Annotated in this window: 17 protein-coding genes and 1 pseudogene; 7 read left to right on the forward strand and 11 right to left on the reverse strand. The window is 43.7% G+C overall.

The annotated features are described in order from the left end of the window. Positions 1-189: 189 nt before the first annotated feature. Complete coding sequence (locus tag KFT32_RS22940; RefSeq protein ID WP_211749764.1) at positions 190-795, reverse strand: DJ-1/PfpI family protein; 606 nt, start codon at positions 793-795, stop codon at positions 190-192. A gap of 188 nt (positions 796-983) precedes the next feature. Here KFT32_RS22940 and KFT32_RS22945 point away from each other — a divergent pair, with 188 nt between their 5' ends. The 6 genes from KFT32_RS22945 to KFT32_RS22970 all read left to right on the forward strand — a co-directional run bounded on the left by KFT32_RS22945 (position 984) and on the right by KFT32_RS22970 (position 9920). Further along, a complete protein-coding gene (locus KFT32_RS22945; protein ID WP_211749765.1) occupies positions 984-1874 on the forward strand; it encodes an NAD(P)-dependent oxidoreductase in 891 nt (296 codons plus the stop codon). Between the two features lie 229 nt (positions 1875-2103). Beyond that, positions 2104-4590, forward strand: a complete 2487-nt coding sequence (locus tag KFT32_RS22950) for a GH39 family glycosyl hydrolase (protein ID WP_249436083.1) — start codon at positions 2104-2106, stop codon at positions 4588-4590. A 163-nt stretch (positions 4591-4753) separates the two neighbouring features. After that, complete coding sequence (locus KFT32_RS22955; protein WP_211749766.1) at positions 4754-6064, forward strand: MFS transporter; 1311 nt, start codon at positions 4754-4756, stop codon at positions 6062-6064. Between the two features lie 70 nt (positions 6065-6134). After that, positions 6135-8435 carry a glycoside hydrolase family 3 protein gene (locus tag KFT32_RS22960; RefSeq protein WP_211749767.1) on the forward strand — a complete coding sequence of 767 codons (2301 nt, stop codon included), beginning with the start codon at positions 6135-6137 and terminating at the stop codon, positions 8433-8435. A 223-nt stretch (positions 8436-8658) separates the two neighbouring features. Further along, a complete protein-coding gene (gene udk / locus KFT32_RS22965) occupies positions 8659-9300 on the forward strand; it encodes a uridine kinase (RefSeq protein WP_211749768.1) in 642 nt (213 codons plus the stop codon). A gap of 155 nt (positions 9301-9455) precedes the next feature. Then, positions 9456-9920, forward strand: a complete 465-nt coding sequence (locus KFT32_RS22970) for a hypothetical protein (protein WP_211749769.1) — start codon at positions 9456-9458, stop codon at positions 9918-9920. Between the two features lie 96 nt (positions 9921-10016). Here KFT32_RS22970 and cstA read toward each other — a convergent pair. The 6 genes and pseudogenes from cstA to KFT32_RS23000 all read right to left on the reverse strand — a co-directional run bounded on the left by cstA (position 10017) and on the right by KFT32_RS23000 (position 18442). Continuing rightward, positions 10017-11854, reverse strand: a pseudogene (cstA, locus tag KFT32_RS22975) (carbon starvation protein CstA). A gap of 158 nt (positions 11855-12012) precedes the next feature. Further along, the gene (locus KFT32_RS22980; RefSeq protein WP_211749770.1) at positions 12013-12747 is read right to left on the reverse strand and encodes a LytR/AlgR family response regulator transcription factor; all 735 of its coding nucleotides are present in this window, start codon (positions 12745-12747) and stop codon (positions 12013-12015) included. Continuing rightward, the gene (locus KFT32_RS22985) at positions 12722-14500 is read right to left on the reverse strand and encodes a sensor histidine kinase (RefSeq protein ID WP_211749771.1); all 1779 of its coding nucleotides are present in this window, start codon (positions 14498-14500) and stop codon (positions 12722-12724) included. Before KFT32_RS22985 ends, KFT32_RS22980 begins: the two co-directional genes overlap by 26 nt. Positions 14501-14663: 163 nt before the next feature. After that, positions 14664-15920: an L-lactate MFS transporter gene (locus KFT32_RS22990; protein WP_211749772.1), complete on the reverse strand. Its 1257-nt coding sequence runs from the start codon at positions 15918-15920 to the stop codon at positions 14664-14666. A gap of 129 nt (positions 15921-16049) precedes the next feature. Beyond that, a complete protein-coding gene (locus KFT32_RS22995) occupies positions 16050-16778 on the reverse strand; it encodes a LytR/AlgR family response regulator transcription factor (RefSeq protein ID WP_211749773.1) in 729 nt (242 codons plus the stop codon). 2 nt (positions 16779-16780) lie between these two features. Then, a complete protein-coding gene (locus KFT32_RS23000) occupies positions 16781-18442 on the reverse strand; it encodes a sensor histidine kinase (RefSeq protein WP_211749774.1) in 1662 nt (553 codons plus the stop codon). A gap of 372 nt (positions 18443-18814) precedes the next feature. On the opposite strand from KFT32_RS23000, the gene KFT32_RS23005 reads away from it, so the two are divergent. Continuing rightward, positions 18815-19066 (forward strand): GlsB/YeaQ/YmgE family stress response membrane protein, encoded by a 252-nt coding sequence (locus KFT32_RS23005; RefSeq protein WP_211749775.1) that lies wholly within the window; start codon positions 18815-18817, stop codon positions 19064-19066. Positions 19067-19259: 193 nt separating this feature from the next. Here the strand turns inward: KFT32_RS23005 and pcp are convergent, their stop codons facing one another. The 4 genes from pcp to KFT32_RS23025 all read right to left on the reverse strand — a co-directional run bounded on the left by pcp (position 19260) and on the right by KFT32_RS23025 (position 22970). Then, positions 19260-19907: a pyroglutamyl-peptidase I gene (pcp, locus tag KFT32_RS23010; RefSeq protein WP_211749776.1), complete on the reverse strand. Its 648-nt coding sequence runs from the start codon at positions 19905-19907 to the stop codon at positions 19260-19262. Positions 19908-19930: 23 nt separating this feature from the next. Next, the gene (locus KFT32_RS23015) at positions 19931-20656 is read right to left on the reverse strand and encodes an ABC transporter permease (RefSeq protein WP_211749777.1); all 726 of its coding nucleotides are present in this window, start codon (positions 20654-20656) and stop codon (positions 19931-19933) included. Next, entirely contained in the window at positions 20653-21501 is an 849-nt protein-coding gene (locus KFT32_RS23020; RefSeq protein WP_211749778.1) for an ABC transporter ATP-binding protein, read from the reverse strand. Before KFT32_RS23020 ends, KFT32_RS23015 begins: the two co-directional genes overlap by 4 nt. Positions 21502-21722: 221 nt before the next feature. Then, entirely contained in the window at positions 21723-22970 is a 1248-nt protein-coding gene (locus tag KFT32_RS23025) for a LytTR family transcriptional regulator DNA-binding domain-containing protein (protein ID WP_349304942.1), read from the reverse strand. Between the last annotated feature and the right edge of the window lie 113 nt (positions 22971-23083).

Below are 23083 nucleotides of genomic sequence, written 5' to 3' on the forward strand. Positions count from 1 at the left end.
AAATCTGTACAATGTTCATCTTTCTGAGACCTCTCTTTTTTCATGAGTAGGAGGCAGTGAGCAAAAAGTACACATCTTTCAAGAATGACACATAATTCTATTAACTAATACAAAAAGACGACTCCCTTCAGGTATAAGAAGAGAATCGCCTTTCACTTTTTGATTTTAAGCTATAAAAAAATCATTCTGTTACACCTTTGCTGACTCTGTAACAAAACCCATCAATCGCTTCACTTCGTTCGTATTCTCGGCAGAGGTAAGCTTCTCCAGTAGGATGAAAGCTACATCAAAAGCTGTAGAAGGGTTATACGAAGTAATAAGGTTACCATCAATCACAATCGGTTGGTCCGGGATCACGTGAGCACCCATCTCTGCAAGCTGTGACTGCCTTTTCCCATTATTCAGATTGTATGTCGTTGCCTTTCTCCCTTCGAGAACCCCACTTTTCCCAAGCACAAGCGCGGCTACACAGATCGTAGCAATGATCTTCCCTTGACGATCAAATTCACGTACCAGCTCCAGTACATCTTCTCTGAACGCATCCTCATAAAATCCTGCTTCTTCAAACCCACCTGGAATCGCTAATGCATCAAAATCATTCACGCTGATGTTTTCGATTAGCAACTCAGGCGTAACTTTGAAGTTCCATGTACATTGCAGTGTCTCCCTCGTTCCCACGGTTACAAGCTCCGTAGTCCCATCGCCCTCCAGCTGATTCCAACCAAGTACATCGGTAAATACACTAGCTTCCACCGCTTCAAAACCATTAGGCAACAACAAACATATTCTTTTCATTATCTTTGTCCCCCTCCTTCGGTTTGTTCTACATCTAGACTAACTATATGTACCTCAATATGTAGGGACTATCATAATGATCAAAGAGCAAATCTGTCAATTGCTTTCATAGAAGGTTAGCAAAAAAAGGGCTATACTGTGAATTAATAATGAGAGAAACGTATTCAACCTTAGGAGGTATGAAATAAATGATGCTTTCACCAGAACAAACGGCTGTAGGATTTATCGGCACAGGGGTCATGGGCAAAAGTATGGCAGGTCATCTGCAAAAAGCCGGATACGCTCTTCACATCTACACACGCACGGCTGCAAAAGCCGATGATTTGATTGCCCAAGGCGCAACTTGGCATGAATCTCCTGCAAGCCTTGCAGCTTCCAGTGATGTGATTATCACGATGGTCGGATATCCAAAAGATGTTGAAGAAATCTATCTTGGAGAGAATGGAATCATATCAAACGCCCCTTCCGGTGCTTACCTGATTGATATGACGACCTCCAGCCCACAACTCGCTGCACGGATACATGAGGAAGCTTCGAGAAGAGGACTGCATTCTCTTGATGCGCCAGTATCTGGCGGAGATATCGGGGCAAGGGATGCGAAACTGTCTATTATGGTCGGTGGTGACAAGGCTGATTTTGAAGCAGTAAAGCCAATTTTTGAGCTGATGGGTAAAAACATCGTACTTCAAGGTTCTGCTGGTGCTGGTCAGCACACCAAAATGTGCAATCAGATTGCGATCGCTTCGAATATGATCGGTGTCTCGGAAGCACTCGCTTATGCAAAAACTTCAGGACTGGATCCGGAAACGGTTCTGAAAAGTATTGAAACAGGCGCAGCCGGAAGCTGGTCCCTTAGCAATCTGGCCCCGCGGATGATCGCAGATGATTTTGAGCCTGGGTTTTTCGTAAAACATTTTATTAAAGATATGGGCATCGCTCTTTCTTCAGCTAAGGAAATGGGACTTCAAACGCCTGGTCTTGCTCTAGCTAAATCTTTGTATGAGCAATTATCAGAACATGGATATGATGAAAAAGGAACGCAAATTTTATATCAGTACTATGTCAACTCTGGCAAATAAGCAATCATTGGACAAACCACCCTACTGCATGCAGTAGTAGGGTGGTTTTTTTAAGATCGATATCATCTTCCACATATTTGAACTCAAAATCTGAAAATAATAAGATGTAGAAAATAAGATGCCTCAAATTTTTAAAAAAGGATGATAATGAAACGAGAGATCTGCGCATTTTAAGGGGGTCATGTAACTGACACATACCATATATGAACTGATTCAACCAGACCATTCCTTGCCATTTGATGTTGCATTACATCAGGTAAATTACGTACCGAATCACTGGCATAACAGTATTGAAATTATTTTTGTGCTTAGCGGGAAGCTAATGGTCACCATTGGTGGGAATAAACAGATGCTCGAAGACGGGGATATTCTGCTCATTAATCAATCACACGTGCATGAAGTGGTAGGTCTCACTTCCAATATCATTGCGACGTTTCTTATCCCGATGCACTATTTAAAGGACCATGTGCAAGGAATTGATCAGATTTACTTTAACTCCTTGAATGGACATGCCCCAAAGAGCGATGAAGCTTACGAATGGATTCGCAGACTCCTTGCGGAAATAGTTCAGTTGAAATATAAAAAAGGAACGGTTTATCAGCTCGACATGCAGGTACGCCTACTCTCAGTCTTTACCTTGCTGATGAAACGATTTACTGAAAAACCGGTCAGCGGAGCAATGAACGAAAAATACAAAGATCGGATGCTTCGCATCATTACCTATATTGATGATCATTACAAAGAGTCGATTACGCTTCAGGGCTTGGCAGATCTTGAATTTCTGTCCGTTCCTTATCTCTCGAAATTTTTCAGTGAAAATATCGGCCTGAATTTTCAGTCCTATTTGACGAGTATTCGGCTTAAGCATGCCGTTGAAGAGCTATTACGGGATGACTATTCTGCTATTGCTGATATTGCATTTGAACACGGTTTTCCGAATGCCAAATCTTTTTATGCAGCTTTCAAAAGTAAATATCATCTAACGCCAAATGAGTATCGTAAAGAATATGAACAGAATACAGCAAGGGAAAAACGGGACTTCTCCACCAGTTACACCGAGTTTAATCAATCCAGTGCACTCAGCATCATTGAAGAGTATGTTAAACAACCAGCGGGTTCAATTCCAAACAGTTCTATCCCTTCCATGGCGAGTTTAACAACCGTCAGTGGCACAGCCGACTTGCTGCGTCCAGGAAAGCCTATTCGTCATACTTGGAAAAACCTAATTACGATTGGTAAAGCCAAAGAAGGACTTCATGCTGATGTCCAGCAACATCTTCGCTATGTACAACTAGCCTGCCCATTTCGGTATGTCCGTTTCCACGGTATTTTTGATGATGACATGCGAGTTTATGACGAAGTGCTAGGTGAACCTAGATATCATTTCCGGCTCATTGATCAACTCTTTGATTTTCTGCTATCCATCGGATTGAAGCCATTTGTAGAACTCGGATTTATGCCTTCCCAGATGGCAGCGGATCCTGGGCAGACTGTTTTTTATGATGGAGGTTGTGTCAGCCCTCCTACGTCGAATGAACGTTGGTGCGAGCTAATTGGTCATTTTGTACGCCACTGCCTAGATCGATATGGTCTTCAAGAAGTATCACAGTGGAGATTCGAATTTTGGAATGAGCCTGAACTCGACTACTTCTGGCCAGGAACGGAAGAGCAATATATGGAGATGTATTTGGGGACATACCAGACCATTAAATCCATATCGGATCGATTGCAGGTAGGTGCGCCCGGCAGATTACTAACGGTTCCCTATGAAGGTTTCGCTGCGAGATTTTTTCAACGATGCAAGGAAAATAATGCGACACCTGACTTTATTCCAGTTCATTATTATCCCATCATTGCTAATCTTGGGCTGAAGCAAAAGAGAGAAACAGAGGAGCATGATGACATCCATATTAAATTTCAAGATTTCACCGCTATTTCGGGAGATCCGAATTACCTCAATAAATTATTGTTAGAAGAACGGGATCTTCTGAAGAAAAACGGCCTGCACCATCTACCTGTCCATATGACGGAGTGGAACTCTACTTCGGATCATCGCGAACTCACGAATGACACGCTTTATAAAGCAGCTTATCTTGCCAAAAATATAACGGAAAACCTGGACCTCATTGATAGCTTCGGTTACTGGGTACTCAGCGATAATATTGAGGAGCATTTTGCAGATAAGGACTTGTTCCATGGCGGGATGGGTCTTATTACGCAGTATGGAATTCCTAAAGCAGCGATGCGGGCCTATGAACTGCTGGCTAAGCTCGGTAATCTGCTTATGGAACAGAAGGAAGGGTATATTGTAACCTCCGGCAATGGAGAGTATCAGATGCTGACCTATAATTACTGTCATTTTGACGAGCTATTTACAGCCGGTGATCATTCCCTTCATCATCTAACAAGTCGGTATCATCGCTTTAAGGACGAGAAAACACTAAAGATTGAACTGGTTCTTACTGGGATGCCAAAAGGTAAATACCGTGTAACGAGAACGAAAATAACGAAGCAGCAAGGTAGTCCTTACGACGCTTGGGTGGAGATGGGCGCTCCGGAAGTGCTGCATCAGGAAGATCTCGAATACTTGAAAGCTCGTTCTACTCCAGAACGCTGTGTTGAGATAATAGAAGTAACCGAATCAACATTACTCACTTCGTTACTGGAACCTCATTCAGTGGAACTGATTGAATTAAAACCGGTATTTAAGAAATAGGTCTTAGGTCTTTTTTTAATGTGAGTTATCTTTAACTTAAAACAGTTACGACCAAAATGATAAAAAATGATACAAAAGTAACAAAACTAGCCGCCTGCCTTTGTGTAAGCGGTTTCTTTATAATGTAATTGTAAGCGCTTTAATAATAGGAGGTCGAACTGATATGGCTGAAGATACAGTAAAAGGTCAAGTCTATACATCACTAGGAAAATTGAAAGCCTCCGTGATATTTGGATACTGTTGCATGATGATCGCTCTTATGACGCCAGCAACCTTGCTTCTGACTTTTAAGATTCTTGAAATTACTTCTTCTCAAACCGCATCTACTGCAGCTTTTGGTCTGGTTACTGGGGTCGGTGCTTTCTTCGCACTTATCGGAAATCCCATTGGCGGTGCGCTCAGTGACCGCACGAATATTCGGTTCGGGCGTCGTAGAACCTGGATTATTCTTGGACCGCTCGTTGGATGTACCGCGCTAGTATTTATCGGATTTTCTTCAGAAGTATGGCAGGTCGTGGTTCTTTGGTCTGTAGTACAGTTATTTTTCAACTTCGGTATGGCAGCTTATACAGCACTTGTTCCAGATCAAGTACCTGTTGAGAAACAAGGTTCCGTCTCTGGGTTAATCGGAATTGCGATTCCTGTTGCGATAGCTATTGGCATGGTTCTCATGAATGTTCTGCCTGCTACGACAACAACACCTATGAAATGGATCATTATCTCATTCATCGGGATTATCGGCCCTATCATCAGTACCTTCTTTATTAAAGACGGAAAAGTGGACATTGTTCGCCACAAAGATAACACTCCGGTACGGGAAAAATTAAAAAATATCTACCCTAGCCCTCGTAAATATCCTGAGTTCACATGGGCTATGATTGGTAAATTCCTGCTCATGATGGGGTATTGTAGTAGCGTGTACTTCACTATGATGCTCGTACAACGTATGGGCATGACAGAAAGCCAAGCAACCGGAACAGTGGCTACCGTAAATATTATTACGATGGTTGCAGCTGCAATCATGAGTATATTCGGCGGTATTCTATCTGACAAAGTAGGAAAACAAAAACCATTCCTGTATGTATCAGGCGCAGTTATGGCATTAGGTGTTCTCACCTTTGCCTTCTTCGAAAATGTGAACATCTATATTATTGCTTCTGCTATTATCGGTCTTGGATTCGGCTGTTTCTCTGCTGTAGATACCGCGCTTGTTTCGAGAATTCTACCAAGTAAAGAAAATGCAGCTAAAGATCTTGGTTTTATGAATGTGGCAAATGCTTTGCCTCAATCGATCGTTCCAGCAGTTGCTCCGTTCTTGCTTGGAGTGGGAGGATGGGAAGGATTCTACATTACACTAGGTATTTGTGCACTCCTTGGTGTAGTAGCAATCAGACCTCTTCCAGAAAGAAAAAACAGCAAGAACATAACAAACCCAGCTACCGATGAGAAAGGTCCTTTCCACACTGTATCGTAATCTAATTTCCGCAAGCCATTCTATATTGTTCAAATACTATGACAATTTGCTACTTCAGGAGGTTGCACACATGACAGATCACAAAGTTCAAGACAATGAAATTCGCTATGTTACAAATGAAGCTGGGCCGACATTAGGGTATACCGTGGAATCAGGGGTACAGATCATAGAGCAAGATGGATATTTCTTCAAAGACCTTAGTAAAGACGGCAAATTAGATAAATATGAAGACTGGAGGCTTTCTCCGGAAATACGCGCCAAAGATCTAGCTTCTAAAATGACCGTGGAGCAGATTGCGGGTCTCATGCTCTACAGTAGACATCAGTCGATCCCTGCTGCAAGTACCGCTTGGTTCAGAGGAACTTACCTTGGCGGAAAATCCTATGAGGAAAGCGGCGTTAAGCCTTGGGAGCTGACTGATGAGCAGATCGAATTCCTTGCTAATGACCATCTGAGACATGTCCTTGTAACTACGGTAGAAAGTCCTGAAGTAGCCGCCCGCTGGAACAATAAAGTGCAGGCTTTTGCAGAGGGAACAGGACTTGGTATCCCTGCTAATAACAGTTCCGACCCTCGCCACGGTACGGATGCAAGCTCTGAGTTTAACGCTGGTTCAGGCGGTCATATTTCGATGTGGCCAGAAACTTTAGGACTCGCAGCGACCTTTAATCCAAGTATAACCAAACGTTTTGGTGAGATTGCTTCCAAAGAATATCGTGCATTGGGTCTAGCTACCGCGCTATCTCCACAAATTGATATTGCCACAGAGCCACGCTGGTTCCGTTACAATGGTACCTTTGGCGAAGATTCCATACTAACTACAGATATGGCGCGTGCTTATGTAGACGGGTTTCAATCCTCAGATGAAAGTCGTGAAATTCATGGTGGCTGGGGACATGACAGCGTAAATGCAATGGTAAAACACTGGCCTGGTGGTGGTTCAGGGGAAAGTGGACGTGATGCCCACTACTACTGTGGACAATATGCCGTTTATCCGGGTAATAATTTCGATGAACACCTGACACCTTTTGTGGATGGCGCGTTCAAGCTTGATGGCAAGACAGGTGAAGCTTCCGCCGTGATGCCTTATTACACCGTCTCCATGGATCAAGATAAGAAGAACGGAGAAAATGTAGGGAACTCCTACAGTTCTTATCTAATTACCGATCTTCTTCGTGAAAAATACGGCTATGATGGTGTGGTTTGCACCGACTGGCTGATTACAGGTGATGTTGCCGGTGCCAAAGATTCCTTCCTAAGCGGTAAACCTTGGGGCGTGGAAGATTTAAGTGTTGCGGAAAGACATTACAAACTACTCATGGCGGGTGTGGATCAATTTGGAGGAAACAACGAAGTAGGTCCTGTTATTGAGGCTTATGAGATGGGCGTGACAGAACATGGTGAAGAGTTCATGCGTGCCCGTTTTGAAAAATCAGCAGTGCGTCTACTTAAAAATATTTTCCGTCTTGGACTATTCGAAAATCCGTATCTCGATCCAGATCAGAGTGCTCAGATTGTTGGTAACCCTGATTTTATGCAAGAAGGGTATGAAGCACAGCTGAAATCGATCGTCATGTTAAAAAATAAAAACAACGTCCTTCCGATTCAAAAGAAAAGCAAGGTATATATTCCAAAACGCTATCTTGCTGCCAGCAAAGACTGGTTTGGTACGCCAATTCCAGAAAGCCTGGCGCATCCAGTGAGCTTAGATGTAGTGTCTAAATACTTTGAAGTAACCGATCGTCCAGAAGATGCTGACTTTGGTCTTGTCTTCATCAGTACGCCGAAATCCGGCACAGGATACAGTGAAGAAGATGAGCAGCATGGCGGGAACGGATACGTTCCGATCAGCTTGCAGTACGGTCCCTATACTGCAGAACACGCTCGGGAATCAAGCATTACCGGTCATGCCGAAGAAAAAGATCAGAACCGTTCTTACAAAGGAAAATCGGTAACGCCTCAGAACAGTAAGGATCTCGATATGGTACTCGAAACGAAGCAAAGACTAAATGGTAAGCCAGTCATCGTATCCATGCTTCTCTCCAACCCAACAATCGTCGAAGAATTCGAATCTGAAGTGGACGCAATTGTGGGGAACTTTGGGGTACAGGATCAAGCCATTATGGAGATTTTGACGGGTCAGATAGAGCCTTCAGGCCTTCTTCCCATGCAGATGCCAGCAAATATGCGTACGGTAGAAGAGCAATTTGAGGATGTGGCGCACGATATGGAGTGTCATGTAGACAGTGAAAACCATGTATATGATTTTGCTTTCGGTCTAAACTTTAGTGGTGTGATTGAAGATGAACGAACAGCCAAATATCGCAAAGAGCCTTCTCACTTGAATCGCCAGGAACTGGATGAAGCATAAGCAGGCTCCGAATAAAAAAGAAATAAACCGGCCTGCAGCGAATCGCTGCGGCGGGTTTATTTTGCCTTCTAAACGACATATTTCTCCCGTGATCCGGCAAAACTATAACCGTGCAATAACTGCCTAATCTTCCCTTGTTAGCGTAGTAGATGAAAAAAAGGACCTTCTGTGCTACAATACTGAAATTGCCCTGCAATTATTCTAGGGAGGTTTATGGAATCGCATGCTGATTATTGGGATTGCCGGGGGAACCGGTTCAGGTAAAACAACAGTGGCTCGCTCCGTTATTGAACGTCTGGGGTCGAGTAAAGTGACTTTTATATCTCAGGACAATTACTATAAGGATCAGGCTCATCTTAGTCTTGCTGAGCGTGAGCTCACCAACTATGATCATCCGTTTGCGTTTGACAATGAGCTTTTGATTCAGCATTTGAACGCTCTCAAAAGTGGACAAACAGCCTACGCTCCTGTATATGATTTCACGAAACATGCGCGTTCTACATCGGATACAGTGGAACTTACGGCAAACAACATTATCATGATTGAAGGACTACATGTCCTCTCTGATGAAAATTTACGCGAAATGCTGGACATCAAAGTATTCGTGGACTCCGATCCGGATGTACGGATTTTGCGTCGTGTTGTACGTGATATTGAGGAACGAGGACGTACGATTCAGTCTATCCATCAGCAGTATCTGGCTACAGTGAAGCCGATGCATGAGGCGTTTATCGAGCCTTCCAAAAAGTACGCTGACATCATCATTCCTGAGGGCGGACATAATGAAGTAGGTATTCAGCTTCTAACTGTTCTTACGGAACGATATCTGTCCGGCGACAAAAAATGGTCTGGTACCCGGTTGTAGACCCGGTTTCGTACTTCGACCAGTTAAAAAAGGAGATACTACTCACCCTGCAAACGGATGAGCAGTATCTCCTTTTTTAGATTTATTTTGCAACATCCTCCTGCCTTTCCATGTTTATAAGATATGGACTTATCGATTTCCCTATGGAGGATGATATGAAAATGACTACCTCGGAACGATGGGCTTTGTATCCTATGCATCTAATCTTCATGTTTCTGATTCATTTCAGCTTTGGCATAATGAATCTTCTCATGTCTGTCACATATGGAGAACACAGTATATGGTCTTATATCATCTTCATTCTCTTCCTGCAAACCTGGTACCTATATTCTTACTCCGTGAAGAAGCGCTGGGTCGATTTCATGATTATTAATTCGATCTACTGGCTTGGCGGATTAGCAATCCTATTTATTTCTTATGAAATAAATAGCAGCTCAAGTATCTCTTTTATTTTACTATTACCTTTCTACGGTACCCTTCTTGGATTTGGCCCTCTATTTGTGAATACGTCTTATGAAACCGCTGGCCTTTTGACCAGTAATCTACTGTGTTACGTGTTCATCATGCTCTGTACGCTATTTGTAGGCAAGCGATCGCAACAGCATAAAAATAGAATGTAATATCAAGGCGTGTTTTCACTTAAAAAGCCGTAAAGAAGCTCAAGCTGAGTTTCTTTACGGCTTTTTTGAAATAAAAGAATAGGATTCTTCAAGAAATTAAGAACTGTAGGTTGCTTGGTTGGCGGAATCTCTTTGTTCCTGCATGGCTTCTAGTCTGCGATCAGGGCTATTCCAGATCTCAAGCCATTTTTTGATCGCCGCAACCATAACAATGAGTCCAAGCACAAGCATAATAATGGATAGAATTCCGTTGAGTACGTTATAACCTTTGGCAGCTTCATTCAAATAGACATTTTTCACCATCCAGTATCCTGCATAGTTTACCGTGACATACAGGTAAGCAAGTGGAATAAGACAAGTCAGCATGTATCTGCGTTTGTCGGCGATTTTGAGAATGACGGTCGCACCTACAATCAAACCAATGGAGGCCATGAGTTGATTGGACACACCGAACAAAGCCCATACGGAGCTAATATCTCCTGAGTAGAGCAAGTATCCCCACAAGAGACACGCAAGGGCACTTGCAAAAATAGATCCGGGTAACCAGTCTACTTTCTTCAGTGGTTTGTAAAACTCTCCAAAGAAATCTTGAATGAGGTAACGAGATACACGGGTACCTGCATCAATAGCGGTCAAGATGAACACTGCTTCAAACAGAATAACGAACTGGAAGAAGAATGCGGCCAGATTTTTAAACCAAGGAAGTTCGGTGAAAATATAAGTCATTCCTACCGCAAGTGTAACCGCTCCTCCTGTACGCCCTTCTAAGTTGAGTCCCACTTCGTCACTCAGTTCTGCGAGATGAACAGGCTGCATACCAAGCGTACTATACACTTCTGGTGAGGAATTAATGGCAAAATAGTCTGCCGGCTGCAAGGCAATTGCTGCGATCAGTGCCATAATGGCTACCAAACATTCGACCAGCATCGCACCGAAGCCTACGGGCTTGATATCGCTCCAGCGGTTAAGCATTTTGGGTGTAGTACCAGAGCCGACAAAAGCATGGAAACCGGAGATCGCACCGCACGCAATGGTGATCGAAATAAAGGGCCACACCGGACCAGCAATGACAGGACCTCCTCCGTTCACAAACTCCGTAAATGCAGGAAATGAGATACTTGGATTAACGATAAATACACCAATAATCAAGGCGATAAATACACCAATCTTCATAAAACTGCTGAGATAATCACGCGGGGCAAGGAGCAGCCAAACCGGCAGTGCCGCCGCAAAGAAAGCGTATACAGGAAGTGCGATGGCAAGGGTTTTGGTATCTAACGTAAGCCATTGTCCCACCAAAGTGTCCTGAATATAAGGACCCGCAAATACCCCTACCATAATTAATGCAAATCCGATAATAGAGGGCCATTTCAAATTCCCCGTCTTTTTGTAGGCAATCCCAACAGCCATTGCAATGGGAATCGTAATTGCTACAGCAAAAGTTCCCCATGGGTTATGTTCCAATGCATGAAGCACAACCATCGATAAGCCTGCCATTGTGATGGTAATGATGAACAACATCGCAAGCCCGGCACAGAAACCAGCGACTGGTCCAAGCTCTTCCTTAGCTACCTCAGACAAAGACTTCCCTTTTTTCTCATTGAAGCAAATAACACGACCGCATCGTGAACAGCACCCCCGACGACAGCTCCAATTAGGAGCCACAATAGTCCAGGTAGGTAACCAAACTGGGCTGCGAGGATTGGCCCGACAAGTGGACCGGCTGCAGCGATCGCAGCAAAATGATGACCAAAGGAAACCCATTTATTCGTTGGAACATAGTCTTTTCCATCTTCCAGCGTATGAGCTGGCGTTTCTTTCATTTCGTCCATCTGCTGAAGTTTTAGCACCTTTGCAGCCATAAATGTACCATATAGGCGGTAAGCAATCATTAGAATACAGATCGATGCGATCATTATCGTAATTGCACTCATGGTTATCCCCCTTGTCTTCTTTGCTAAGATGGCTATATTTTAGCAAATGAAAGCGCAAACATTAGGTTTTCAGGGTGAGTGGCAAGGATCTGGCCTTGAGTTGCAGGGAGATGGTCGTGAGTTACATGGATTAGCTTCTACATAGTTGAAAGATATCATCAAAAACCGAGGACTAACTTCAATTCTTTCACATACGTCCGGCTTACGGGTACCTTGGAACCATCACTCATAATCATGTAATATGTCGAGTTGAACCACGGCTGTACTTCCGCAATCTGATGGGCATTCACCATAAAAGCACGATGCACGCGAATAAAAGAACTAGATGACAATTTCCCTTCCAATCGGGCTAATGGTTCAGCAGTACGATACTCCTTATCTGTTGTCTTGATCAACGTCTTTCCTTCATCTGTACTGAGGAAAACAATCTGTGCTGTGTCCACCATAGCAATTCTGTCATCTGTAGTTATGGCTATCTTTCCTGTTGCAGGCAAACGACTCGGAAGAAGGCCAGGCGGGACCGCACCCTCCTGCTGAAATCTACCTATTTTCTCAAGTGTTTGAAGAATACGACGGTCATCAAAGGGCTTTAGGATATAGTCCAAAGCGTCCAGATCAAACGCCTGAAGTGCGTATTCATCAAAAGCCGTCGCAAATACAACAATCGGTGGTTTGGTGAGCTCCATCAGGTTACGTGCTAACTGCAGTCCGCTGTCTTCCGCAAGCTCTATATCCAGAAATACGACATCAGGCTCCTCAGTTGCAATTGCCTGCAAAGCATCCCTCATACAATCCGCCTCACCGATGACATCCACTTTTCTACTTCGCTTTAAAATATAGATGAGTTCGTCTCTCGCTAGCGGCTCGTCATCCACTACAAACGCTTTCAACATGATCCACATTCTCCTTCCCCTGCAAAGGTAAACTGACCTCAATATACGTTCCCTTCCCCACTTCACTCTTTATCGAAAACTGAGCACGATGTCTGTATATTCCTTGCAGTCGTTCCCTGATGTTAAAAAGCGCTGTCCCCGTTCCTTCCCCGGAAGATACAGGACGCTGACCAAGTTCATCAAGCACAGAAGGTGAAACTCCTTTTCCGTTATCTTCTACCGTAATATATAAGCAATCGTTTTGTATCCATGCTTTGACCTCAATCTTGCCTTTGCTTCTTATATGGGTATATCCGTGTCTTATTGCATTCTCTACCAGTGGCTGGATTAAGAACGGTGGAATTTGCAGCTCTCTGGCTACAGGATCAATTTCAAAATTCACATCGTATCTGCCAGGAAATCTAGCTTGCTCCAGTGACAAGTAGGCGAGCACATACTCAAGCTCCTTATCCAGGGAAATAAGCATATGCTGTGCTCCCTGCAAATTGCTGCGAAAGAAGATGCCCAGCTCCACTAGTAAACGCCTTGCCTTATCTGGGTCGGTACGGCACAAAGCAGAGATCGTATTAATCGCATTAAACAAAAAATGAGGGTGCACCTGTGCCTGAAGTGCCTTGATTTTGGCATCCTTTAGCAGATCACTTTGAGCTTCGGCATCCGCCAGTTCCAACTGAGTCGAGAACAATCTCGCCAATCCTTCAGCCAGTTCCTGCTCCACCTGTCCAAGCATACCCGCATTCTCAAAATAGAGCTTCAGTGTACCTACGGTTCTTCCATGCACGAGCAAAGGCAGCACAACAGCAGCCCGCAAGCTGCAATGTTCCTGGAAACACTGGATTTCGGCAGCGGACTTGGCTGTCTTGATCTTGCCCTCCTCAAGCACTTGCCGGGTAAGCTCTGTAGCTAATGTCTGGCCAGCGATGTGATGATCGGATGCCGCTCCTACATGAGCGAGCACCTGCCTGTGATCCGTAATTGCTACTGCATTTGCTTCCGTGAGTTCTAGTAAGATCTCGGCTACTTTTCTACAGGATTCTGGTCCAAGCCCCTGTCTGAAGAAGGGCAAAGTCTGGTCAGCGATATAAAAGGCCTTGTGGGTCTGGAACGCACGAAGCCTCTCTTTCTCGTGCATTATTGTACGAATAATGATCATGAATAATAACGTCCCAAAGCCATTAATAAGGATCATTGGCAGTCCGATCGTTTCCACGAGTTCATAGGCCGCATCTTTCGGGCGCGCTGTAAGAATAATAATGAGCATTTGAACCGCTTCCATAAACATGCCGACCACTGCTGCAAACCAAGGAGAAATAAGCCCTTTTCTCCGGCGGCTTTTCCCAAGGTAGCCAGCGGCAACCCCTGCAAGTACGGAAGACAGTGCACATGCAACCGCCGTAAACCCCCCAAGCGTCAGCCGATGTAGCCCAGCAAGTAGCCCTACGCCGAGTCCCACCAGCGGCCCACCCAGAAGCCCTCCGATTCCCACACCCATAATACGGGTGTTCGCAATTGCGTTGTCTTCCGATACTTCCATGAGCCAGTGCTGTGACACCACATAACCTTCATGTATTTCAATCCCGGTATAGTTACTGATCATACCAAAAATCCCAAACACAGCGACGAGCATCATTTTCCCAACAAATCCTTTTTCACTATGAAGGACCTGACGGAATATTCTCATTCGAGATAAAAGAAAGGCAACGATCACCAGAATTCCAACACGTTCTACCATTAGCGGCAAAAGATCAATCATATTGGCACCCCTTACCTATATTTGAGGATTACCCTTATCATACAAATAGCCCACGTCTTAGCAAACAAAAAGTTTTATCCCATCTTCAAAATAATGAAAAACAAAAAAATCCCCGATGCTCACACACCGGGAATCCTTTATCATTCATTCTTTTTATTACTCATTATGCTGTTCGTTTGTAAGCCTTAAACGGAACGTCCTTCTCTACCTTTTGACTCATTGGAGGACGTAACGTCAAGGCGATCAGTACGGAGAGAATACAAAGCCCTGCGATGACGATAAAGGTTGGCTTAAAGCCGCCCATCATTGCAGCGATGAACGAACCGGACAGGGCGCCAATACCGAAACCTTGGTAGATCACGCCATAGTTTTTCGTTTGATTTTTCAGCCCGAAGAAATCACTAACAATGGCAGGAAATACAGTGATGTTGCCGCCAAAACAGAACGCTATGGCTGCTACACAAACAAAGAATAGACCGTAGTTTAGCGGTACAACGCTGAGTATAAGTGCTGACGTAGCCGTTACTGCCAGTGTACAGCTTACCAGTTTCAGACGGCTGACTTTATCAGACAAAGCGCCGAGAATAAGTCGGCCTGCTGTATTAAAGATAGCAACAAGCGCTACCGCGTTGGCAGCAGTGGCCGCGTTAAGGTCTGCCAGCTGCATTCCGATATCTTTTACGATTCCGATCAAATACAGTCCACTCATACAGGCGGTAAAGAAGACTACAAATAGCAGATACGCTTGTTTCGTGCGAAGCATTTCACTTACCGTGTAATTTTTCTGTACAGGAACAGCTGCTTTGGACGCTAGCGTCCGTTCTTTATTATTAGCCGAAACCTTTTCTGACTCAATTGGTGCTTCTCTTACAAGCGTAGAACCAACCAGAATCATGGCCATAACAATCAATCCCCAGTACAGAAACGCTTGGGAAATTCCAACGGAGTTAATAAGACTACCGTTAATATATTTGAAAACGAGACTTCCTGTACCATACGCCCCTACAGAGATTCCTGAAATCAGTCCTTTACGGTCAGGGAACCATTTCATCAGGTTGGATAAGGAAGTAATATATGCCGTCCCGTCGGCAAAACCGACAATAACACCGGCTAGAATATAGAAGGAAGCAAGCGAACTTGCTTGCGAACTAAGTATGAGTCCAATGCCTAGCAAAACTCCAGCGGCTGCCGTCAGTTTGCGAAGACCAATTTTCTCTTGTATTTTCCCTGCAAAGAGGGTGGAAAAAGCCAGCGCAAAGCTGGTTATCGAAAATGTAATCGAGACAGAACTAAGGTCCCATCCAAATTTCTCAACAAGCGGTGAATTAAATAAACTCCATGTATAGATTGTTCCGAGTCCCATCTGCATAATAACGGTGCCAAGAACAATAAGAAGGCGGTTTGCAGGTTTTCCATTCATGTTCGTTCCTTCTTTCTATCGTTGAATGTAAGTGTACTTGAGCTCTTAACACACCCTCATTGTAACGCTTACATTATAGTTAGAAGGGGGTTTAGGAATGAAATAACCCCAATTTGGAATGAAATGCATCTACAGGCGCATAAGCTGCCTAAATTCTTTGGCTTTACTGCGGCTTACAGGAATTTCAGCATCCAGATTGTTTAGCCGAAGCAGATAGGTATTGTTAAACCATGGAACAATCTCCTTGATTTTTTCAGTGTTAACGAGATACGAACGATGGCTGCGAAAGAAGGTTTCTTTTGGGAGACGCTCATAAAAATCGCTAATACTTAGATTCATGATGTACTTCTCATTTTTTGTGACCACCTCGGTTGTCTTTTCCTGAGCGACCGCGTAATAAATATCATCTGCATCCACGACGATGATCTTTTCATTTTTCCATAAGTTGACCTTGGTAATAGAAGGAGCATACGGCTCCCGGATCTCTCTATGCCGATCGGCATATGACGTTTCGAGCTTTATCAGCATGGAAGCAATCCGGGGTTCACTATAAGGTTTCAAGATATAGTCAAAGGCCTCCACCTCAAAGGCTTCCACGGCATGTTCCTTATAAGCGGTAATAAACACGATGTAAGGCTTTACTGTAAATTTACTAATATTTTGTGCGAGCAGTACCCCGTCAATAGACGGAATATTGATATCTAGAAACAGGACATCTACTTCCTGATTCTGTAGAAACTTCAGTGCATCAAGACCATCTTCAAATTCGGCTTCCACCTTGATCTGGCTATGTGTCTCTATTAAATAACGCAGCTCTTGCCGAGCCAATACTTCATCCTCCACGATGATTGCTCTCATCACTAGACACCTCTTTTTCTTACATCAAAATCAATGCTTGTCCCCTGTTCCCTTCGGTGAATCTGGAGTCCTTCTCCATAGATCAGCTTGACGCGCTGGTGAACGTTATAAAGTCCGATTTTGTTATCTGGCATATTGTCGCTATACACGTTCTCAATGACCTCCTGCGCTATCCCTGCTCCCGTATCCGAAATACTGATCCTAACGGTTTCTCCGTGATCCTTGACTGCGATTGTCACTTTACCAGGGCCCTTCACTTTCAAAATGCCATGCATAATTGCATTCTCTACAAGCGGCTGAATAATCAGACTCGGGATGCGAATCTCTACTTCATCGATATCATATTCCACTTCCAGCCGATCACCGAATCTAGCCTTCTCAATCTCTACGTAGTGTCTTACTTGCTGAAGCTCTTTACGAATATCAATCATTTCGTCACTAAGCTCCAGGTTATAACGCATATAGCCGGACAAATTTACGATCAACTCCCTCGCCTTATCCGGATGAATACGAATGGATGAAGCGATCGCATTCAGTGCATTGAATAAAAAATGCGGATTAATTTTGGTCTGAAGTGCCTTCAGCTCCGCTTTGTTCGCCATTTCTTTAATTCCTTCCACCCGCGAAACTTCCATTAGGGTAGAGATCATCTGCGATAAACCCACTGCCAGGGCCTGTAAGGAATCTGTAATTTTGTGTGCCTTTGCATAGTAAATCTTAAGGGCACCAGTCACTTCTCCTTTTTCTTTCAGTGGAATGATGATAAGTGATTTAATAAATGGGTTCGTGTGCGCGGTATCATTATTTCGAATCATGATTTCACCGCTTTTGAGCGTATTTTTGGTCTCCTCACTGATGATTTCGTGCCGCTCTTCATAATGTTCTTCCCCTACACCAACATAAGCCAAGATCTGTTTGGTATCGGTTATAGCAACCGCATCGGCACCAATATCATCCTTGATAATACGGCAGATGGTATGAAGAGAATCCTGGGTGATACTGCGAAAATAAGGAAGTGTCTTATTGGCGATATCAAGTGACAGCTTAGCCTGCCTGGCAGCAACAAGTTCTTTTTCACCCTCTACACTCTGTACGAGCATCACAATCAGGCCTACGCTGACTTGACTCACAATCATAGGAAAGCCAATTCGGGATACGATCTCCACCCCAAGCGAAGTAGGCTCGGCCATTACAATAATCAAGATCATCGTTAATGCTTCACACGCCATACCTGCTACAATTCCGACCTTCCATCTGCGTTCGCCGGATGTTATCCGGTAAATATATCCTGATACAAGTCCTGCTGTAATACTTGTAATAAGACAAGGTACTGAAGTGACACCGCCTATATCAATCAGAAATCGGTGAATTCCAGAAATAATCCCGGTTGCGAGTCCAACCCAAGGTCCAAACAAAATCCCGCCAGATATAATAGCGATAATGCGCACATTCACAAGTGATCCTTCTACGTTGATTCCGCTATAGGTACCAAATAAGGCAAAACCGCTAAAGATCACTGTGGCAAGCAGCAGTTCACGCCATGTTTTGTCCCTTTGCTCAAAAAAGGCTCTAAATCCCGGAATCCGTGTCAGCACAAATAAACACATCAGCAAGAGCGCTGCGCGTTCTAGGAGTTGGAGTAACATCAGCAAAGAATTCTGCATTATTCTCCCCCACTCCCTATATTCCAGTAAGCTTGCAATTTTTTATCCATAAGGAATCCTCCTTTTACCACTCCATTAGGCCAAATGTAATCTATATTTTATTGTACCACAGGTTCGAATCAGCTTAATTTGGGCCCTTTCTCTAACAAATGAATCAGAAATCCTATGTAGGATTCCTAAGATCAGACTTATACATCACAAAGCGAATATTCACACAGCAATGAGGAGAATAATAAGAAAAGAGAGCTGTCACCTTGGCAGCATTCACAAGCTGAAATAAAGTTTATTTTCCCTTTTATGATTAGAACCTTGTTTATGAGGTTATAAAATTCAAAGCGAAACGAAAAAACGAATCGAAAGGTAGTGTAAATTATGGGTTGGTTATGGGCTCTAATTATTGGTGGTATTATTGGTTGGTTAGCAGGTATGATCGTCGGCAAGGATGTTCCGTTCGGTATTGTTGGTAACATTATTGCTGGTTTTGTAGGAGCTTGGCTGGGTGGCCTTCTGCTCGGAGAATGGGGACCTGAAACAGGTGGATTCTTTATCCTGCCAGCATTGATTGGTGCGATCATTCTGGTTGCTATTCTCAGTCTTATTCTTCGCAGCACAAGAAAAGCGTAAGAAAGACCCTTTTTATCTGAATTGATTAAGATACTCCGTGTGATGTATCACAAAGTGAGCAGATAAGAAAGCTCCACAAAAAAGAAACCCGAGATCTCTGTATAGAGATTTCGGGTTTCTTTTTGTTATTTATTACTACAGATTACATCCTCTATCTTGAGCATCTAGCAAGACATCTATAACACACATCTTATTAGTGCAGTGAGCCTCCAATGATCTTCCTTTCCGGCGTGTCGTTCGCTGAGGCCACTGCTGCAACGAGAAGACCTTGAGTGATGGTATCAAGCCCTAAACTTGGAGCAGTCTTATGTAACACCTGCTGGGGAAGGTAAGGGATATGGATGAAACCTCCGCGGAGATGAGAAGCTTCCGTATGTATATAATGCATTAAGCCGTAGAACAAATGGTTACACACAAAGGTGCCGGCAGAATGAGACACGGCTGCCGGAATACCGGCTGCTATGCACTCCTGAACCATACTTTTAACAGGCAGATTCGAAAAATAAGCGGCGGGGCCATTTACATCAATCGGCTCATCCACAGGCTGCTGGTTTTGGTTATCCGGTATCCGTGCATCATTTAAGTTAATGGCAACAAGCTCTGGGGTGAGCTGAGCTCTCCCGCCTGCCTGCCCTACGCAAATGACGATATCGGGCTCTTCTTTTTGAATAACCTTGGTCAACACCGATATAGATTCATGAAATACAGTGGGGATTTCATAGCTCACCATGAAGATTCCTTCCGCTATGCGTCCGTTTAGCTGCTTCACTGCCTCTAGTGATGGATTCATGCTTTCCCCACCAAAGGGATCAAACCCAGTAAGTAGCACCTTTTTACTCATTTCTGTACCCCTCCTGCTGATTTCTACTTGTCGAAACGTCTGCGACTGTACATCAGTGCTGCGGCTGCAATAGAAGCAATCATCCATACGATAGAAATAATAAGGTCTCCCATCGATTCGCCCAAGCCCTGTCCTAATGCCATGCCATTCAGCATATCCATAAACTTCTGTGTAGGAAGGATGCTTACCACCTGTACCAGCATCTCATTATTCAGCATAGGAGCAAACATCGGTGCCATAACAAAGATCAGCAGTACCGGCAAACCTATAATAGAAGACTCCTGTACAGTCCGAGAGAGCAGCCCGATAATAAGTCCAAATGCCAAAAACATAATGAGGTTAATGAGTATAAACAGGGCAAGAACAGTTAGATTTACATTTGGAAGTTCACTCGCCATGATGGAGAAAACAATAGCAATGACCGTAAGTACGCCTGTTAGAAAGCTTTTACCAAGCAATATTTCGAGCGTACTCGCTGGGGATAACATAAGCGCACGCAAAGTATGTTTTTCTTTTTCCTCAGCGATCATCATGGCTAGAACAAAGGCACCCGTCATAGATAATGCCATAAGGATCGGGAAACTGAGCATTAAAACATTTTCGCTGGCTGTCCGGTCAGTACCCATTCTTGCAAACAAGAAAGCAAACACAATAGGAAAGGCTGTCATCGTTAAAACTTGCGGATTTCGAATGCTGTCTTTCCATTCCTTTTGAATAATCGCCTGAAATCTTTTCATTGAAAATGTCATTGTAGTTCCCTCCCGGTCATTTGTACGAAAATATCACCTAATGTTGGTTCATTGGAATGAATCGATAACAACTTGCCTGCTTGAATCCACCTTGCGATCCGTCCGGCGGACTCTTCATTTTGCTGAAGTACCATTTTACCTTCATCCTTAACCGTAACTGTCATCGAATCATCAGAATGCTGCAGACGAAGCTGCTGTGGTGTATCCATGGCCTTAATGACCCCCTCATGTATAAAAGCAATCCGATCACACAGGCTCTCTGCTTCAGCCATGTTATGTGTTGTTAGGAAGATCGTTGTTCCCTCCTGGTTCAGCTTGCGAAGTCCCTCATGGATATGAAGTGTATTCACAGGGTCGAGCGCAGAAGTCGGTTCATCCAGAAATAGCAGATCAGGTTTATGTAAAATGGCTCTTGCGAGCATAACGCGTTGTTTCATCCCTTTGGATAATTTCTTCACTAACGTATTACGGTCGTTCGCAAGATTCACTTCCTCTAGTACCTCGGCAATTCGTTTTTTGTCTACATCATATAAGTTGCAGAACAGCTCTAAGTTATCCTGAATAGTAAGCCTCTCATAGAGAGCACTGTTATCCGTCAAAATGCCAATCCGGCGTTTGTGGTCTGCATCATTCATCTTTCTGATTTCCTGTCCGAACACATTCACCGTTCCTCCCGTTGCCAGCAGCTGAGAGGTGAGAACTTTCACCGTCGTTGTTTTTCCCGATCCGCTTGGTCCGAGGAACCCGAAGATTTCACCTGTTTTAATTGTAAAATTGATATTGTCGAGCGCTCGTTTATTACTGAATACTTTGACCAGCCCGTTCACTTCGATAATCGTTTCCACTTGTCATCATCCCTTTCGTTTGGCGTATCGCTTTGATATCCTCATGTTACGAGAACCCGCGCCACACCGCATTATATAAGGGATGAAAGGAGGATACACAGGGGTGAAACCTGCATATGAAGACCTGAATGGAGCATAACATCTAGCTCCATATTAGCTATTTTGGGCTGAATGGAGTAATAGCAGAGCTGAGTGGAACATGACTCTATTGCCGCTATAGATCATATTCCTAAAATTTGTTTCAGCTCATCGTATTTTCCTTTGGATAAAGGAATCGAGCTTTTCTGAGCATCCTCCAAAATAAGACTGTAGCTGTTTCGGGTCCAAGTAATCACTTCCCGCACCTTCTGTAAATTGACCAGATAAGACCGATGGCAACGAAAGAAGCCGAACGGCTTGAGCTTTTCCTCCAGTACAGCAAGAGAGAAAGAGCACGGGTAGGTCCCTTGTAGAACATGTAGGTTGGCCACCCCTTCTTGGCTTTCGATATAATCAACTTCTGTCGGATCAAATAGAATGAGCTTATCCCCTACTTTGGCCGGTATTTTCTCCAAACGAACGGGTTGAACGAAGACTTCAGCTTGAGCTTGTTCCTCGGCTTTCGTATTTTTCTTCGCTGATAGCCCTTCTGCTTCTACTTCTTCCATTGTATTTTTTTCTATTATTTTATAATCTGGATTGGCTTCTTCTCCTGAATCCACCGTATCTTTATTCTCGGTTACAACTTCACTTGCTGTTATGTATGTATCGACATCGACTTGCTCTGCAGTGGTAAGGATAAGTTCATCTACTATAGCAGGGGCTGGGACTTCTATTTCCGGAACTTCAGGAGACGTATCCAACTTTTTAAACCCGGAATGACTATATAGATATACCTCACTCGTCATAGATACTGCCTGCTCTAACACCATGGTCGTGATAAGTATGGACTTCCCTTCTTCAATCAGTACCGGAATCAGATTATGCAAAATATAGCTGGTTTCGAGGTCTATATTTTGTTCCGGATCTTCCAGTAGCAACAGCTTCGGATCATGGACCAGTGCTTTAGCAATAAGGAGCCTTCTCCTCTCCGACGAAGATAACTTACTAATCAGGGTGTTTTCCTTTTCGGATAGCCCCAATCTTCGCAGCAGGGTGTAGATGTCCGCCTTCACCTCGTAAAGCTTAGCGTGAAACCGAAGAAACTCTCCTATTTTAAGCCGGTCGTAGACTCCTTCCGTAAGTAGCTGTATCCCGATCCTTTTTCTAATCGTTTCTTGCGAAGTTGTACTGACGTTTTGTCCATCGATCAGAATGATACCATCCGATACTGAAGTTCGGCCCATGATGGCCTCTAAAAGTTGTCCACCTAACTCATGATTACACTGAATAGCAATACACTGACCTTTTACAACCTCAAGATCAATATAGGGAATAAGCACGCTGCTGCCTGCATTTTTTCGAACTTGCCTAATCTGTAACAAACCCACTATGTATCTCCCCCTGAAATATATATAAAAACATGATTATTCTACATTTTTAACTTTATTTTACTATAACTTGGAATTGTTATTTTGTTTTTTAGCTATTTCCCGAGAAATAA

Origin of the sequence: Paenibacillus sp. Marseille-Q4541 (assembly GCF_018310695.1) — a bacterium.
GTDB lineage: Bacteria > Bacillota > Bacilli > Paenibacillales > Paenibacillaceae > Paenibacillus.

Excerpts from the sequence above, each read along its gene's own strand:
- KFT32_RS23015 (WP_211749777.1), bottom strand. The coding sequence starts at position 20,656 with ATGACATTTTCAATGAAAAGATTTCAGGCGATTATTCAAAAGGAATGG.
- KFT32_RS22945 (WP_211749765.1), top strand. The coding sequence starts at position 984 with ATGATGCTTTCACCAGAACAAACGGCTGTAGGATTTATCGGCACAGGG.
- KFT32_RS22995 (WP_211749773.1), bottom strand. The coding sequence starts at position 16,778 with ATGAGAGCAATCATCGTGGAGGATGAAGTATTGGCTCGGCAAGAGCTG.
- KFT32_RS23000 (WP_211749774.1), bottom strand. The coding sequence starts at position 18,442 with ATGCAGAATTCTTTGCTGATGTTACTCCAACTCCTAGAACGCGCAGCG.
- KFT32_RS22960 (WP_211749767.1), top strand. The coding sequence starts at position 6,135 with ATGACAGATCACAAAGTTCAAGACAATGAAATTCGCTATGTTACAAAT.
- KFT32_RS22990 (WP_211749772.1), bottom strand. The coding sequence starts at position 15,920 with ATGAATGGAAAACCTGCAAACCGCCTTCTTATTGTTCTTGGCACCGTT.
- KFT32_RS22970 (WP_211749769.1), top strand. The coding sequence starts at position 9,456 with ATGAAAATGACTACCTCGGAACGATGGGCTTTGTATCCTATGCATCTA.
- KFT32_RS22985 (WP_211749771.1), bottom strand. The coding sequence starts at position 14,500 with ATGATTGATCTTTTGCCGCTAATGGTAGAACGTGTTGGAATTCTGGTG.
- KFT32_RS22980 (WP_211749770.1), bottom strand. The coding sequence starts at position 12,747 with ATGTTGAAAGCGTTTGTAGTGGATGACGAGCCGCTAGCGAGAGACGAA.
- KFT32_RS22940 (WP_211749764.1), bottom strand. The coding sequence starts at position 795 with ATGAAAAGAATATGTTTGTTGTTGCCTAATGGTTTTGAAGCGGTGGAA.
- udk (WP_211749768.1), top strand. The coding sequence starts at position 8,659 with ATGCTGATTATTGGGATTGCCGGGGGAACCGGTTCAGGTAAAACAACA.
- pcp (WP_211749776.1), bottom strand. The coding sequence starts at position 19,907 with ATGAGTAAAAAGGTGCTACTTACTGGGTTTGATCCCTTTGGTGGGGAA.
- KFT32_RS23005 (WP_211749775.1), top strand. The coding sequence starts at position 18,815 with ATGGGTTGGTTATGGGCTCTAATTATTGGTGGTATTATTGGTTGGTTA.
- KFT32_RS22955 (WP_211749766.1), top strand. The coding sequence starts at position 4,754 with ATGGCTGAAGATACAGTAAAAGGTCAAGTCTATACATCACTAGGAAAA.